Here is a 14,259-nt window from a genome sequence, read left to right as displayed (position 1 = left end):
GATGAAAAGTTATATAAAATTGGAAACAGGCGAAATATTTGAAGGCAGCTGGCAGCAAGCCTTTCCGGATACGTATGGGGAAATTGTATTTTTCACAGGAATGACGGGCTACCAGGAAGTGATGACAGATCCTTCCTTTCACGGCCAGATAGTTGTTTTTACTTATCCGCTGATCGGAAATTACGGTGTGAATCCAACAGATAATGAAAGTACGCAGCCCCAGCCGGCAGGGATCATAGTCAGCGAAGCCTGCAGCACTTCGGGTCATTATGAAGGCGACCAGACACTCGCGGAAGCAGCGCTTGCGGCTGGCATTCCCGTTATGGAAAACGTGGATACGCGGGCACTGGTCAAAAACATCCGGGAAAAAGGCGATATGGGCGCAGTAATGACCGGAAATCCGGAGTCTGTGAATGTCGGGGAATATGAGCCGCTAGGAGAGCGCGATGTGATTGATACCGTAACGGTGGACAAACAGATAACGGTAGGCAGCGGCGACCGCCATGTTGTATTGATGGACTTTGGCTACAAACAGTCGATGGTGGACCAGCTGAACAAAAAAGGATGCAAGGTTACGATAGTGCCTTATGATACGCCAAAGGAAATAATTGAAGCCCTGGCGCCTGACGGCCTGCTGTTTTCCAACGGCCCCGGCAACCCGAAGCAGCTTGAACATTACTTGAGCACCTATAAGGAGCTTGCCGAAGCCTACCCGACTTTGGGCATCTGCCTGGGACACCAGCTCCTCGCGCTCGCGTTCGGCGGAAACACGGAAAAACTTCGTTTCGGTCACCGCGGTGCCAACCAGCCGGTACAGGACCTGGAAACGAATAAAGTATTTATGAGCTCTCAAAACCACAGCTATGTTGTCACCGATGCTTCTCTTCCAGAAGAGTCGTTCCGTATAAAATACAAAAACGTCAATGACGGTTCGGTAGAGGGCATGATGCATATGAAATTTCCAATCATGACAGCCCAGTTTCACCCGGAAGCCCATCCGGGTCCAGCAGACAGCGAAGAAATTTTTGATGAATTTCTCGAAACGATAGAGAATAAAGGGAGAGAAGCCACCTATGCCTAGAGATAAAGAAATAAATAAAGTATTGGTGATCGGCTCTGGCCCGATCGTCATTGGGCAGGCTGCAGAATTTGATTACTCAGGCACCCAGGCGTGCCTGGCGCTTAGGGAAGAAAATATTGAAGTGATCCTGTTGAACAATAATCCGGCAACTGTAATGACAGATAACACCTGTGCCGATAAAGTATATTTTGAGCCGCTTACCGTAGAAACAGTAGAGCGGATCATTGAACAGGAGCATCCGGACGGAGTGCTTGCCACCCTTGGCGGACAGACCGGGTTAAACCTTGCGCTTGCATTTTCCGAACAGCAGACGCTCGAAAAGCATGGGGTGAAGCTTCTCGGTACGCCAATCGAATCCATCCGGCAGGGAGAAGACAGAGAAGCATTCCGTGCGCTCATGCACGAACTAAACGAACCGGTGCCTGAAAGCGAGGTAGTTGAGAAAAAAGAAGAAGCACTCGCGTTTGCGGAGAAAACCGGATATCCGATAATCGTGCGCCCGGCGTACACACTCGGTGGAGGCGGGGGCGGCATTGCCCAGAATGAAAAAGAGCTTCGTTATATCATTGAAGGCGGGCTGGAGGCAAGCCCAATTCATCAGTGCCTGGTGGAAAAGAGCATAGCCGGGTTTAAAGAAATTGAGTACGAAGTGATGCGGGATGCCAATGACACGTGCATCACTGTATGCAACATGGAAAACATCGACCCGGTAGGCGTTCATACCGGAGACTCCATCGTGGTGGCGCCGTCCCAGACCCTGACGGACGTAGAGTACCAGATGCTCCGGAGCTCCTCGTTAAAGGTTATCCGGGCGCTTGGGATTGTGGGCGGATGCAATATCCAGTTTGCGCTCGACCCAGTCAGCAAGCAGTACTATTTGATCGAAGTAAACCCTAGAGTGAGTCGTTCTTCCGCACTTGCTTCTAAAGCAACCGGTTATCCAATTGCCCGCATGGCAGCCAAGATCAGCATCGGCTATCACCTGCATGAGCTGTTGAACCCGGTCACCGGGCATACGTATGCGAGCTTTGAACCGGCGCTCGACTATGTAGTAGTGAAGTTTCCGCGCTGGCCGTTTGACAAGTTCTCCTACGCAGACCGCACGCTCGGCACGCAGATGAAGGCGACGGGAGAAGTCATGGCCATCGAAAGAAATCTGGAGGCTGCGCTGCAGAAAGCGGTAAGGTCGCTTGAAATCAAGCTTGACGGGCTGGCTCTGCCGGAATGCAGAGAAACAGCTGATGAAAACATTTTAAACGAAATCCTGCAGCAGAGCGATAAGCGGTTCTTTTACATTATGGAATGGCTTCGCCGCGGCGGGGATATGGAAACCATTCATGAAAAAACCGGCATTCAGTATTTTTTCCTGCGGACCTTTTCTGCCCTTATTCAAAAAGAAAAAGATATTGCAGAACTTTCCTGGGAAGAGTGGAACGAAGAGCAGCTGCTCATTTGGAAAAAGGCTGGTTTTACGGATGAACAGCTTCACGCCCTTTCCGGCGTAGAAACCGGAGAAATCCTCCAGCTGCGGGAAAAGCTTAATATGTTCCCTTCATACCATATGGTGGACACGTGTGCAGCGGAATTCACTGCGGAAACTCCTTACTACTATTCCAGCTGGTACAAGGAAAGCGACCGCGAGGCTGAACCGGTCGAAAATAAAGTGCTGGTCGTCGGTTCCGGTCCGATCCGGATCGGGCAGGGCATTGAATTTGATTACTGCTCGGTGCACGGGGCACGGGCATTGAAAGAAGCCGGCTACGAAGCGGTCATTGTAAACAACAACCCTGAAACGGTAAGTACCGACTTTGAAATGGCGGACCACTTGTACTTTGAGCCACTCACGGCGGAGGATGTGCTTCACGTAGCCAGAGAAGAACACGTAACGAAAGTAATCGTACAGCTTGGTGGGCAGACAGGAATCTCGCTGACGGAGTCGCTTGAACAAGCAGGGATGGAAGTGCTCGGCACGACGTTTGATATTATTGATCAGCTCGAAGACCGGGACCGGTTCTACCAGTTTATGAAGCAGGTGAATGTTCCGCATATTCCGGGAGTCTCCGGCCACAGCAGAGAGGAAACGCTGAAGCAGGCAGAAGAAATCGGCTATCCGGTGCTTCTAAGACCTTCCTACGTCATCGGCGGCCGCGGCATGGCGATTGCGACCAGGGAAGAAGAGCTGGTGGAATATATTGAAGATCCGGCCAACGATATTGAATACCCAATATTAATTGACTCCTACAAGCCGGGCACAGAGCTTGAGGTGGATGTGTTAACAGACGGTAAAGATATATGGATACCAGGTATATTTGAACACGTGGAGGAGGCAGGCGTTCATTCAGGCGATTCCATGGCAGTAACGCCTCCGTTCAGCATCAGCGAAGAGGTGAAACAGCTTCTGGTGGACTATACGCAGAAAATTGCGGAAGGCATGGATTTTCACGGTATCTTTAATATCCAGTTTGTTTACGATGCCGGCGAATTGTACGTGATTGAAATAAATCCCAGAGCGTCGCGGACGGTTCCGGTCTTTGCCAAAATCACCGGCGAAAAAGTGATTGAAGGAGCGGTGCACCTGCTGCTCGGTCATTCACTTAAAACGTGGACAGATGAAAAAGGACTTCACGAAGAACCGGGCTATTACACAGTCAAAGCACCGGTGTTTTCCAACGATAAATTAAGCGGGCTTGACCCGGTGCTCGAAGCAGAAATGAAATCCACCGGGGAGCTGATCGGCATATCAAAAGATCTTTCCGGAGCCTTTCAGAAAGCATTTGCCTGGTCGGAAACGCAAATCCCTCTGCTATTCAAAAAGATCGGAAGCGTCTACTGCGAAATTGCTGACGGGGAATATGACAAAGCAAGACCATCCCTGGACAAGCTCGAAAGCCTGGGCTACACATTGGTATTTCCGCAGCACACGCCGTTTGATGAATGGATTCACTCAGAGGATGCTTCAGCATTTATCAGTATTCCGGAGATCGGTCATAAAACAGGAAAAGAGCGTCGCCAGAAAGCGTTAATTGAACGTAAAACGATCGTAACGAATGCACGCACGCTGAGTGTGATGGTTCAGGCTATTCAGGGAGCGCCGGAGCTGCCTGCACCAATCGAATCGTGGCTGCAAAATTACGCTTTGTCCGAAAAAGGAGTGTAGCAAATGGCACCAAATCTGAATAATTCCGCCTCAACTCTGAATCAGCAGAGCGTTTTAACGCTGCTTGATTTTTCCGCGGAGGAAATCAAACAGCTGCTTGAACTGGCAGCAGACATGAAGAAAAATCCTGCTGCGTATTATACTCATCTGGCGCATCGCTCGCTTGGGATGATTTTTGAAAATGCGTCGACCAGAACCCGTGTGTCCTTTGAGGTAGCTATGACTCAAATGGGAGGTCATTCTTTGTTTCTGAGCCCCCGCGATATGCAGATCGGCCGCGGGGAGCCGATCAAAGACACAGCCAAAGTGCTTTCGAGGTACGTTGAGGCGTTGATGATCCGGACAAACGATCACGGGAAAGTCGAGGCACTCGCAGAGCATGCAGATGTGCCGGTAATTAATGCCCTTACGGATCTGTACCATCCGTGCCAGGCGCTTGCTGATTTGCTGACTGTGCAGGAGCGGAAAGGGAGCTTTGAGAACTTAAAAAGTGTCTTTATCGGAGACGGCAACAATGTCGCCCATTCCTGGATCATAGCAAGCGTGAAAATGGGAATGGACGCGGTGCTCGCAGCGCCGGAAGGGTACGGTCCGGATCCCGGCGTCTGGAAGCAGATTGAGCAGGCGGCGGAGCAGTCAGGAGCATCTGTTACCCGCACGAAAGACCCCGGAGAAGCTGCAGAAGGGGCGGACGTTATTTATACGGATGTATGGACGAGCATGGGCTATGAAGAGGAGCAGGCGAAACGACTCGCGGCTTTTAAAGGCTTTATGATTTCTGAAGAGCTTACAGCAAAAGCCGCGGAAGACTACATCTTTTTGCACTGCCTCCCGGCCCACCGTGAGGAAGAGGTGGCGGCTTCAGTCATTGATGGCCCACATTCAGCTGTTTATGATGAGGCGGAAAACAGGCTGCACGTACAAAAGGCTATACTTGCTTCGGTCATCAGTTAAACTGTGAAACCGTTCCTAATAATACAGGGACGGTTTCTTTTATGTGAAGAAAGGAGGATAAACACTTGGATTAGCGTGTTTCTGCTTGTATAATTGCCGGGAAGCCGGTAAGCAGCGGGAGGGATGACATGACAGTGAAACGTGCTGCAGCAGGGGTGATTATTTTTATTTGCGTATTGATTGCTGTGTATTTGGGCATCATTTATTTTTTTCAGGGAAGCCAGACGACGGCCATTCTTACAGCTATCACGGGAGCGCTGATCGCCGAATGGACATACCACCGTTCGTTCGTAGAGGAATAAAGATTATATGAATAAAACGGCGTGCAGAAAGTAGACAACCGTGCGTGACTCGTATAAAATTATTCCCAGACTAATGAAAATATCCAGCCTGGTTCGTACATAGGCAGGTAGTATATAAATGAGAATGCAGAAGATAACAAAGGAGAGAGTAGCATGAATGAAAACAGGCGAGTGGTTGTAACAGGAATGGGAACAGTCAACCCGCTGGGCCAGACAGTGGAATCTTCGTGGAAAAATGCTGTGGACGGCGTCTCCGGCATTAGTGCTATCGAAAGGGTGGATGTCTCCGAGCTTCCGATGAAAATCGGGGGAGAAGTAACGGACTTCGACCCGTCGGCCTATTTGGAAAAAAAAGAGCTGCGGAAAATGGACCGCTTCACCCAGTTTGCTATTGTAGCTTCCATGCAGGCGCTTGAGGACGCGGGGTATACAATTACAGAGGAAAATGCAGCACGGACCGGCGTTTGGATAGGCTCTGGCATCGGCGGCATGGAAACGTATGAAACACAGTTCCAGAACTTCATGGAGCGCGGATATAAACGCGTGAGCCCGTTCTTTGTACCGATGATGATTCCGGACATGGCTTCCGGACAGGTGTCCATTTATACAGGTGCCAAAGGAGTGAATTCCTGTACGGTTACGGCCTGTGCGACAGGCTCGAACTCGATTGGAGACGCATATAAAGTGATTCAGCGCGGCGATGCCGATGCCATGATTACAGGCGGCACGGAAGCCCCGATCACAAAAATGGCGATTGCAGGCTTTAGTTCGGCCAAGGCGATTACGATGAATGAAGACCCGAATACGGCGTCCCGGCCGTTTGATAAAAACCGCGACGGATTTGTAATGGGCGAGGGAGCGGGCATACTGATGCTTGAAAGCCTGGAGTCCGCCGAAGCGAGAGGCGCAGAAATTTATGCTGAAATCGTCGGCTACGGCTCTACCGGAGATGCGTATCATCTGACAGCTCCGGCCCCGGACGGTGAAGGTGCCCAGCGCTCCATGCAGATGGCTATGGACGATGCAGGGCTTACAGCAGAAGACATTCAGTACATTAACGCCCACGGTACCAGCACGCAATACAACGATAAATTTGAAACGACAGCTGTACGAAAGGTATTTCATGAGCATGCAGACAATGTATGGATGAGCTCAACAAAATCGATGACCGGTCATCTGCTCGGGGCAACCGGGGGTATTGAGGCAATATTCAGTATTCTTTCTTTAAAGGATAATGTAGTGCCGCCGACGATTAACCTGCACGAGCCGGATCCGGAATGTGATCTCGATTATGTGCCAAACGAAGCCCGGAAGGGTGATATTCAGGCCGTTTTAAGCAATACCTTTGGATTTGGCGGACATAATGCTACCCTGGCATTTAAAAAATGGCAGGCATAAAAAAGTCTGGGCCCATGCGCCCAGACTTTTTTTGCATTTAGGACTGATAGCTGTGAATAAGGGATTCAGCGTAATCGAGTGCTTCTCGGGGGGAAGTGATTTCTTCGTTAATAATCCCTTTTTCGGTTTCGCTGATAATGAATTTATAAAGCGGTCCGGGACGGAGGCCTAGGCGTTGGAGTTCAGATCCGGAAACCCACGATGGCAGATCCTGCCACTTATCCTGGTATTGTCTGAGAAGAGCCGCTTTTCCCGGCTGCCCGGCGCTGTATTCAAGGCAGTAAGCAGAAATTTCAACAGAAAGAGGGGACACATGGGCAGCGGTGCGGTGAAAATCGCCGGGTTTTTCGATGGAGGCATCCCAGCTTTCATCGAGCAGGTGGTGCACGTGCCGCACAAGCTGTTTATCCTGCTTCCGTACGGCGACCCGTTCGGCAGAAAGCACCCGGCCGCTTTCCTGCAGAAATAACGGCAGCAGGGTCATAAACAGAGATGATTGAAGACCAGTAATATACGGAAGCAGCCGCTCGGCTGCATCGTCCCATACAGCACCAGGGAGAAAGGCAGATAAAACGTCAAGCTTCTGGAGACGATAAAACAGCTGAGCAGGAGGCATTTCAGCGATCAGACGCTGAAATTCAGCGAGTATTCTATCTGTAGACAGGGCATGAATCGCGTTAACCGCCTGCGCAATAAATGCTTCTGTTTCATGATCCATCGCAAATCCAAAACGGTGTTCAAAGCGGACGGCACGGAGAATACGGGTCGGATCTTCGACAAAGCTCAAATTATGCAGCACCCGGATGGCTCCCCGCTTTAAATCCTCGAGTCCTGAAAAGTGATCGATGAGATCTCCAAACTCCTCGGGATGAAGAGCAAGAGCCATGGCGTTGATCGTAAAATCCCTCCGGAACAGATCCTCTTTCAAGGTGGAGCTCTCCACGTCCGGCAGGGAACCGGGTTTTTCATAAAATTCGGTCCGGGAGCTTGCGATATCCATTTTTAACCCGTCTGGCCAGACGATCGTAGCAGTGCCAAAAGCTTCGTGCTTGTGGAGTTCTCCGTTCCATTTAGAGGCAATGTCCGAAGCAAAGGCTATGCCGTCGCCTTCAACGGCAATGTCGATATCCTCATTTCCCTTTTGCAAAATAATGTCGCGAACGACTCCCCCGATCAGATATGTGCGCAAATGCTGCCGGGCGCCTTCTTCTCCGACGGCCCGAAGCCACTGCTGGATGGAATCCGGCAGAGTCGTACGCATGCTTTTTTCCATATTGACGGTTTCTGCTGCAGTGGAATCTTCACGCAGCCGGGCAATGATATCGCTGCGCGAGACGAGACCAATTAATGCACCGCGGTGATCAATAATGGGAAGCCGGCCAACGTTATGGCGGACCATCTGCTGCTGAAGCTCTTCAAACCGGTGATAGGGCGAGGCGGTATGAAGGTTGGAGCTCATGTAGCCTTTGACAGGAGCGTGCCCGAGCTGATGGTGCATGGCTTTATCAATATCACGACGGGAAATAATGCCGACTAATTCGTATTGGTCGTTTACGACCGGAAAGCCGCTGTGGCCATAGCGGAGCACCATATCTTCCGCTTCCCTTATTGTCGTTTCAGGCTTCAGTGTTTTTACAGGCCGGCTCATCAGCTCTTCAGCTGTAATGGAGCGGCCGACTGCAGATTGAAGCTGTGATTTGATCTGGTCGTAAACATCGTCGAGCGGGTGATCCTTGATAGTGGCCGATCCGGCCCGGGAATGTCCGCCTCCGCCGAACGGGGCTAAAATGTCCGGGAGGTGAATACGGTCGGTGGCCGAGCGCCCGATAACAAATATTTTGCCCTGGGCCCTGGTTAAAGTAATAACAGCGCTCGCGCCGGTTGTTTCTATTAAATTGGAGGTAACAGTGTTCAAGCCGCCGATATGCTTGTCGCCGGAATCGAATTTTGTAATCAACAGCTGAAGCCCTTCGCGCTCAATGACCTCTGCTGCTCCAAGGTAGGCCCGCAGAGCATACTGCTGATCCGGAGAAAGCGACTCCTCCATGTATTGGCCGACGGTATCTAAATTCATGCCCTGCTCCATTAAAAATACAGCCGACTGCAGATCTCTAAGCGTTGTACTCGGATAAACGAGTGACCCAGTATCGGTGTAAAGCCCAAGAGCAAAAAGGGTAGCTTCGACCGGAGTAAGAGAAATCTGCCGCTGAATCAGTTCTTCGATGAGAATCGTGACGGCAGCACCTGTTGGTTCGATCCGGGCATCAATGGCCGTTTCCGTTGAATCAGGCGCTTCCTTATTTGTATGATGATCATAAATGATCCAGTACGGAGCTGAGGAAAAGGTGAGGCCGTCCCTGGCCCGGTCCGGCTCGGAGACATCGGTTAAAATCACCGTATGCAAATTGTCCCAATCGATATGCCGGGAAGAAACAAATGGAAATTCATCCTTGAAAAGGGCGAGGTACTCGTTGACTTCCTCGGACTGGTCGTCCTGCAAAACGAGGCGGGCCTCCGGATAAAGTCTGGAAGCAGCTACAGCAGAAGCGAGGGCGTCAAAGTCCATATGGCGGTGGGTTAAAATTACATCCATGACAGCTGCCTCCTTAGTCGTTATTTTTCACATGCATCAAATGGCTGTGGAAGTGATTGAGAGCCATAGTGAGAATGGCTTCGGGGCGCGTCTGGTCGGCCTCCATATTCACCTCGTCAAAATACCGGGTGATATCTTCAAGCTGGTCTTTCTGTTCTTTATATAAATGCACCTGCAGAACCCGGGTTTCGTTCGCAAGCTCCCGGGCAAGCTGATTGATTGAATGCTGCAGCTGTTCGGACTCCTTCAGCAGTTCACGCAGCTGTTTTTGCTTTTCTTCTCGTACAGTCACTTGCGACCCTCCATGTGCGGGATGTGTTTTCCCTATACTAATACCCGGGAAGAAAAAAAATAAAAGCTCCCGACTTGGGAGCTCCTACCGTTTTTTTCGTTCAAGCCCCATGGCACGCTCTGCTTTTGCGAGCATTTTTGAGGAAGCCTGACGGGCCGTTTCTGCGCCTTTATCCAGGATGTCATCGAGTTCCGAAGAGTTCATCAGCTCCGCATGGCGCTCCTGAAGCGGTACGAGAATATCAGCAACGGCGGCCCCGGTTTCTTCTTTAAGAGAGCCGTAGCTTTCTGAGCTGAGCTTTTGTTCTGCCTCTTCGATACTGATGTTTTTAGAAATGGCGTAAATTGTGATGAGATTGCTTACTCCGGGTTTGCTTTCAGGCTCGTAGCGGATCTCCCGTCCGGAATCCGTGACAGCGCTCTTCATCTTCTTCATGATCGTCTTTTCATCATCAAGCATGGAAATAAAAGCCTTTTGGTTGGAATCAGATTTACTCATTTTTTTCTCTGGATTTTGAAGAGACATAATCCGCGCTCCGCTGCCCGCTATTTTTGTTTCCGGAACTGTGAATATATCGTTGTACTGTTGATTAAACCGTTCCGCGAGCGTACGCGTCAGTTCGAGGTGCTGCTTCTGGTCTTCTCCGACAGGAACAATATCTGTGCCGTATAAAAGGATGTCTGCGGCCATCAGCGGCGGGTAAGTCAAAAGAGCACCGGGAACACCGGACCGTCCCTCTGCTTTGTCTTTAAACTGGGTCATGCGCTCAAGCTCCCCAATATAGGCAATGCATTGAAGCATCCAGCCAAGCTGGGCGTGAGCAGGAACCTCCGATTGAACAAAAATAGTTGCTTTTTCCGGATCAAGTCCGGCAGCGATGTATAAAGCAGCGAGACTCCGGGTGTTGTGCTGAAGCTCCTGCTTATTTTGAGGCACTGTAATAGCGTGCTGGTTCACAATACAAAAAAAGCTTCGGTAGTCCTTCTGTAAATCCACAAAGTGTTTTATCGCCCCTAAATAGTTACCGATGGTGGGCGTTCCGCTCGGCTGAACACCGGAAAAAACGGTTCTCATAAGTATACATCCTTTCGTTGTCAAAAACTTATTTCTGCCGGCTTTTATACTTAAGGACAAGCACGGCGGCCCATTCAAATACGAGTAAAATAAAAAGCAAAAGCCCCGGCCAGGGGGGAAAACCTGAAATTCGTGCCTGAAGGACGAGCGCTGCTGCCCACAAGAAAGTTGTTACGGCCATCCATAAACGAATCCTGTCTGTCATGGCTTTATCACCACTCGGCCCCGAGACCAATAAAGGTTAAATAGGAAGCAATAAAATAAACGATTACAAGGGTAATGGAGGGCCAAAGATAAAAGCTTGGCCTTTTGCCTTTGTTGCCCCTGAGGACAGTGTAAAATACTATAACTGCGAGCAGCGTAATGCCGAGCGAAGTCACCAGATTTGTCCGGCTTGCTGCTGAGATGATCGGTTCGCCTCTATAGAAAATATCGCTCAGGGCAAGCAGAGTCAAATTGAAGAGGTTGCTGCCCAAAATGGACCCCAGGGCCAGATTGTAGTTTCTCAGCTTCATCGCTACATAAACAGAAACGGCTTCGGGGAGGGACGTCGAAGCAGCGATTAAAAAACTTCCGATAAAACTCGAGCCGAGTCCGGTGATAACAGCGATCCTGTCACCAGTGGTAGTGAGAACAGTACCGGCAGCGAGCGTAAATAAAGCAGCGATTATAAATCCCGTGCCGGCCTGGCGCAGGGAGAGATCGGGCTTTGGCACGTCCTGTTCTTCTTCGTCAGGGATCACGCCTTCGTTCTGGCGGTTTGCCCATACAATGCCTACTGCATAGAACAACAGAAGGATGAGCGCATCAACACCGACACCAAAAACACTCCAGGAAAGCTGCAGGAGAAAAGCCGCCCCCGTGACAAAAGCAAGCACGGCTCCCAAACCGGCAGTATATGTATGACCTGGGGAGACGCGGTTGAACAGCTGCTTGCGCCGATAAAAAATATCGAATACAGCAATGATAAGAATGTTAAATAAGTTACTCCCAAGCACGTTGCCCACCGCAATATCAGGGTTATCCAAAAACACAGCCGTTAAGCTGGTGGTAACTTCGGGCAGGGAAGTGGCCCCGGCCAGCAAAAGGGTGCCGACCATCATACCGCCAAGCGAAGATTTTTCACTGATGATGTCAGAGTATGAAGACAGCTTGGTGGCTGCGATAACTGTAACGACAGCTGCCAAAAGAAAGAATAAAAAGACCAACGATGGTGTCCCCTCTCACAAACGATAATTTCAACATAAAACGCTTTAGAACAGGGTTAGTGTATCGTAACTTACCCCGAAGGTCAAAAGGAAGCCGTGTGAAAACCCCTTCATCTATGTAAATATTGGATAACAACGACTATAATAAAGTAGAAAGAATTCAAAGGAGGGCTATAATGAAGATATTTGCTGTATTTCTTACAATGAAGGATGAAGAAAAATCACAAAAGTTCCGTTCTCAGCATTTGAAATTTCTCGAGGATGAAGAGCTGAACGGAAACGTGATTGCTTACGGACGTTTCGTCGACGGTGCCGGCGGCTTGATCATGTACCGCGGAGAGGAAGAGGAGGCTGTCCGGGAAATTGTGGAACAGGATCCTTACATACAGCTTGGTGCCCGGGACTATCATATGCATGAGTGGGATATGAAATCACATGTCTGGACGAAGGGGGAATAACACTTATGAAAAAAGCTGCTTTCATCGGACTTGGAAATATGGGTATGCCAATGGCTGTGAATATTTTAAATAAAGGATTTGACGTCTACGGGATTAATAAAGGAAATGAAAAGGAAGACCGCTTTCAGGAAGCTGGGGGTACTGTCGGCATTACTCCGTCAGAGGCGGCTGAACAGATGGATATCGTCATGACCTGTCTTCCAAAGCCAGAGCATGTAGAAGAAATGATGCTCGGTGAAAACGGCGTTATTACAAATGCCTCACCAGGAATTCTTGTAATTGATTTCAGTACTGTGTCAGCAGAGCTTCATGAAAAAATTGAAGCAGAGGCAGCGCAAAAGGGTGTAGACTATCTGGATGCTCCGGTAAGCGGGGGAACGACAGGAGCTGAAGCTGGCACGCTTGCTGTGATGGTTGGCGGAAGCGAAGAGGCTTTTGAAAAAGCCAGACCGATTTTTGAAGCAGTAGGAAAAAATATTACGTATGCCGGCAACATTGGCAAAGGTACAAAAGTGAAGCTGATTAATCAGTATATGGTCGGTATGCATACTGCAGCGGTAAGTGAAGGGTTAACGATGGCGGAAAAAGCAGGAGTTGATCTGGAAATGCTTCATTCCGTTATCACAAACAGTATGGGGCAGAGCAAAATCTACGACCGGCACTATACGGAATTCATTCAGGAAAACAAAGAGGCCCCCGGATTTGCTCTGGAGCTGCTTTTAAAGGATCTTGGCCTGGCTAATGAAATGAGTAATCGTGTGGGAGTAATTCCGAAGGCAGGGAAGGAAGTTCTTTCCTTATTCGAAGAGGCGGATCGCGAAGGGTTTGGAGAAAAAGACATGAGCAGCCTTTTTTACTACGTGAAAAACAATCAAAAATAAAAAATATGTAGACACGGAACCTGCCTTCCATTGTGAAGGCGGGTTCTTTACGTTTTACGAATGCATGGTTTCAGCCACGGCCTGCTCAAGACGCTCGTCGAGGGAATGCAGTCGGGTGAATGCATCTTCATCAGTGATAGTCCGGTAGTGGTGACGTCCGGACGGCTCTTCATCGAGTTCATCTGCATCGGCAACTACCTGCTGCAGCGGGGTTCGCTGAATATTGGCAGCCGGGAGATACGAATCAGTATGAAGTAAAACAGCCATACTGACTTCCTTTGCCCGCGACGGCTCTTCGCCGAGCCGGATTAAGAGCTTGTGCGCACGTTCTGCTCCTTTGATAGCATGAATATCGCTTGTCTGATATTCTTCGAAGTCCCATTTTCCATTTTTGTAAAAAAGATAATGGCCCATGTCGTGCAGAAAACCGGCTTTTACTGCTAAATCAACATCCACATTTCGTTCTCTGGCAAGCTCTAATGCTATATCAGCCACGCGAATGGCATGGGCAAGTCCGGAACGGCGGACATATTTTTGAGTAATAGGGTGTTTGTAAATATCAATCATCGTCACTCTGCTCATTGGTGCTCCTCCTTTATAGATTATTTTGCAAAAGGGGCCCCGGCCAATAAAGGCTGAGGACCCTGTGGAAGTATCGCAATTTTTAAAGATATTTTAAACAGTATAATAACTATGCGGCCGGAATGCAAGGGAAATGAAAGATTAACTAACATTCAATAATGGGACCGTCAATAATTTTGTGTAAACGGCTGTCCTCTTCCAGCCTTGAAGTTAACCCTGCGGTTGAAACATATCTTCCAATTGATGTTGGGCCTGGGCGAAGCCCAGGTGACAGCGGGT

Annotated in this window: 12 protein-coding genes; 7 read left to right on the top strand and 5 right to left on the bottom strand. The window is 49.5% G+C overall.

Translation table 11 applies throughout. From position 1 onward, the window contains the following. Window position 1 precedes the first annotated feature (1 nt). The 5 genes from ACTTK7_RS02235 (at window position 2) to fabF (ending at window position 6,892) form a co-directional block, all read left to right on the top strand. Entirely contained in the window at window positions 2–1,081 is a 1,080-nt protein-coding gene (locus ACTTK7_RS02235; RefSeq protein WP_462865439.1) for a carbamoyl phosphate synthase small subunit, read from the top strand. Next, window positions 1,074–4,238 (top strand): carbamoyl phosphate synthase large subunit, encoded by a 3,165-nt coding sequence (locus ACTTK7_RS02230; protein WP_462865437.1) that lies wholly within the window; start codon window positions 1,074–1,076, stop codon window positions 4,236–4,238. Before ACTTK7_RS02235 ends, ACTTK7_RS02230 begins: the two co-directional genes overlap by 8 nt. A gap of 3 nt (window positions 4,239–4,241) precedes the next feature. After that, window positions 4,242–5,192, top strand: a complete 951-nt coding sequence (gene argF / locus ACTTK7_RS02225) for an ornithine carbamoyltransferase (protein ID WP_462865436.1) — start codon at window positions 4,242–4,244, stop codon at window positions 5,190–5,192. A gap of 128 nt (window positions 5,193–5,320) precedes the next feature. Further along, window positions 5,321–5,494, top strand: coding sequence for a hypothetical protein (locus ACTTK7_RS02220; RefSeq protein ID WP_462865434.1), 174 nt, complete (start codon window positions 5,321–5,323; stop codon window positions 5,492–5,494). A gap of 153 nt (window positions 5,495–5,647) precedes the next feature. Further along, window positions 5,648–6,892: a beta-ketoacyl-ACP synthase II gene (gene fabF, locus ACTTK7_RS02215; RefSeq protein WP_462865433.1), complete on the top strand. Its 1,245-nt coding sequence runs from the start codon at window positions 5,648–5,650 to the stop codon at window positions 6,890–6,892. A gap of 37 nt (window positions 6,893–6,929) precedes the next feature. Here the strand turns inward: fabF and ACTTK7_RS02210 are convergent, their stop codons facing one another. From ACTTK7_RS02210 to ACTTK7_RS02195, 4 genes are all read right to left on the bottom strand, one after another. Continuing rightward, window positions 6,930–9,485, bottom strand: coding sequence for a CBS domain-containing protein (locus ACTTK7_RS02210; protein WP_462865431.1), 2,556 nt, complete (start codon window positions 9,483–9,485; stop codon window positions 6,930–6,932). A 13-nt stretch (window positions 9,486–9,498) separates the two neighbouring features. Further along, window positions 9,499–9,777: a hypothetical protein gene (locus tag ACTTK7_RS02205; protein WP_091614531.1), complete on the bottom strand. Its 279-nt coding sequence runs from the start codon at window positions 9,775–9,777 to the stop codon at window positions 9,499–9,501. An 84-nt stretch (window positions 9,778–9,861) separates the two neighbouring features. Next, the gene (trpS, locus tag ACTTK7_RS02200; protein WP_462865429.1) at window positions 9,862–10,851 is read right to left on the bottom strand and encodes a tryptophan--tRNA ligase; all 990 of its coding nucleotides are present in this window, start codon (window positions 10,849–10,851) and stop codon (window positions 9,862–9,864) included. A gap of 212 nt (window positions 10,852–11,063) precedes the next feature. Continuing rightward, window positions 11,064–12,059 (bottom strand): sodium:calcium antiporter, encoded by a 996-nt coding sequence (locus tag ACTTK7_RS02195; protein ID WP_462865427.1) that lies wholly within the window; start codon window positions 12,057–12,059, stop codon window positions 11,064–11,066. Between the two features lie 176 nt (window positions 12,060–12,235). Between ACTTK7_RS02195 and ACTTK7_RS02190 the strand changes: the two genes are divergently transcribed. Together ACTTK7_RS02190 and ACTTK7_RS02185 are read left to right on the top strand one after the other, a co-directional pair. Further along, window positions 12,236–12,517 carry a YciI family protein gene (locus ACTTK7_RS02190; protein ID WP_462865425.1) on the top strand — a complete coding sequence of 94 codons (282 nt, stop codon included), beginning with the start codon at window positions 12,236–12,238 and terminating at the stop codon, window positions 12,515–12,517. Window positions 12,518–12,522: 5 nt separating this feature from the next. Then, window positions 12,523–13,398, top strand: coding sequence for an NAD(P)-dependent oxidoreductase (locus ACTTK7_RS02185; protein WP_462865423.1), 876 nt, complete (start codon window positions 12,523–12,525; stop codon window positions 13,396–13,398). Between the two features lie 54 nt (window positions 13,399–13,452). Here ACTTK7_RS02185 and ACTTK7_RS02180 read toward each other — a convergent pair whose 3' ends face one another. Then, window positions 13,453–13,980, bottom strand: coding sequence for an HD domain-containing protein (locus ACTTK7_RS02180; protein WP_462865421.1), 528 nt, complete (start codon window positions 13,978–13,980; stop codon window positions 13,453–13,455). Window positions 13,981–14,259 lie beyond the last annotated feature (279 nt).

The sequence above is a fragment of the Marinococcus tarijensis genome (assembly GCF_054971385.1).
The sequence above is the reverse complement of the archived record's forward strand: the minus strand, read 5'-3'. Positions and strand labels throughout refer to the sequence as shown.

Coding starts and splice junctions, on each gene's coding strand:
- ACTTK7_RS02235 (WP_462865439.1), top strand. CDS start 2: ATGAAAAGTTATATAAAATTGGAAACAGGCGAAATATTTGAAGGCAGC.
- ACTTK7_RS02230 (WP_462865437.1), top strand. CDS start 1,074: ATGCCTAGAGATAAAGAAATAAATAAAGTATTGGTGATCGGCTCTGGC.
- argF (WP_462865436.1), top strand. CDS start 4,242: ATGGCACCAAATCTGAATAATTCCGCCTCAACTCTGAATCAGCAGAGC.
- ACTTK7_RS02220 (WP_462865434.1), top strand. CDS start 5,321: ATGACAGTGAAACGTGCTGCAGCAGGGGTGATTATTTTTATTTGCGTA.
- fabF (WP_462865433.1), top strand. CDS start 5,648: ATGAATGAAAACAGGCGAGTGGTTGTAACAGGAATGGGAACAGTCAAC.
- ACTTK7_RS02210 (WP_462865431.1), bottom strand. CDS start 9,485: ATGGATGTAATTTTAACCCACCGCCATATGGACTTTGACGCCCTCGCT.
- trpS (WP_462865429.1), bottom strand. CDS start 10,851: ATGAGAACCGTTTTTTCCGGTGTTCAGCCGAGCGGAACGCCCACCATC.
- ACTTK7_RS02190 (WP_462865425.1), top strand. CDS start 12,236: ATGAAGATATTTGCTGTATTTCTTACAATGAAGGATGAAGAAAAATCA.
- ACTTK7_RS02185 (WP_462865423.1), top strand. CDS start 12,523: ATGAAAAAAGCTGCTTTCATCGGACTTGGAAATATGGGTATGCCAATG.
- ACTTK7_RS02180 (WP_462865421.1), bottom strand. CDS start 13,980: ATGAGCAGAGTGACGATGATTGATATTTACAAACACCCTATTACTCAA.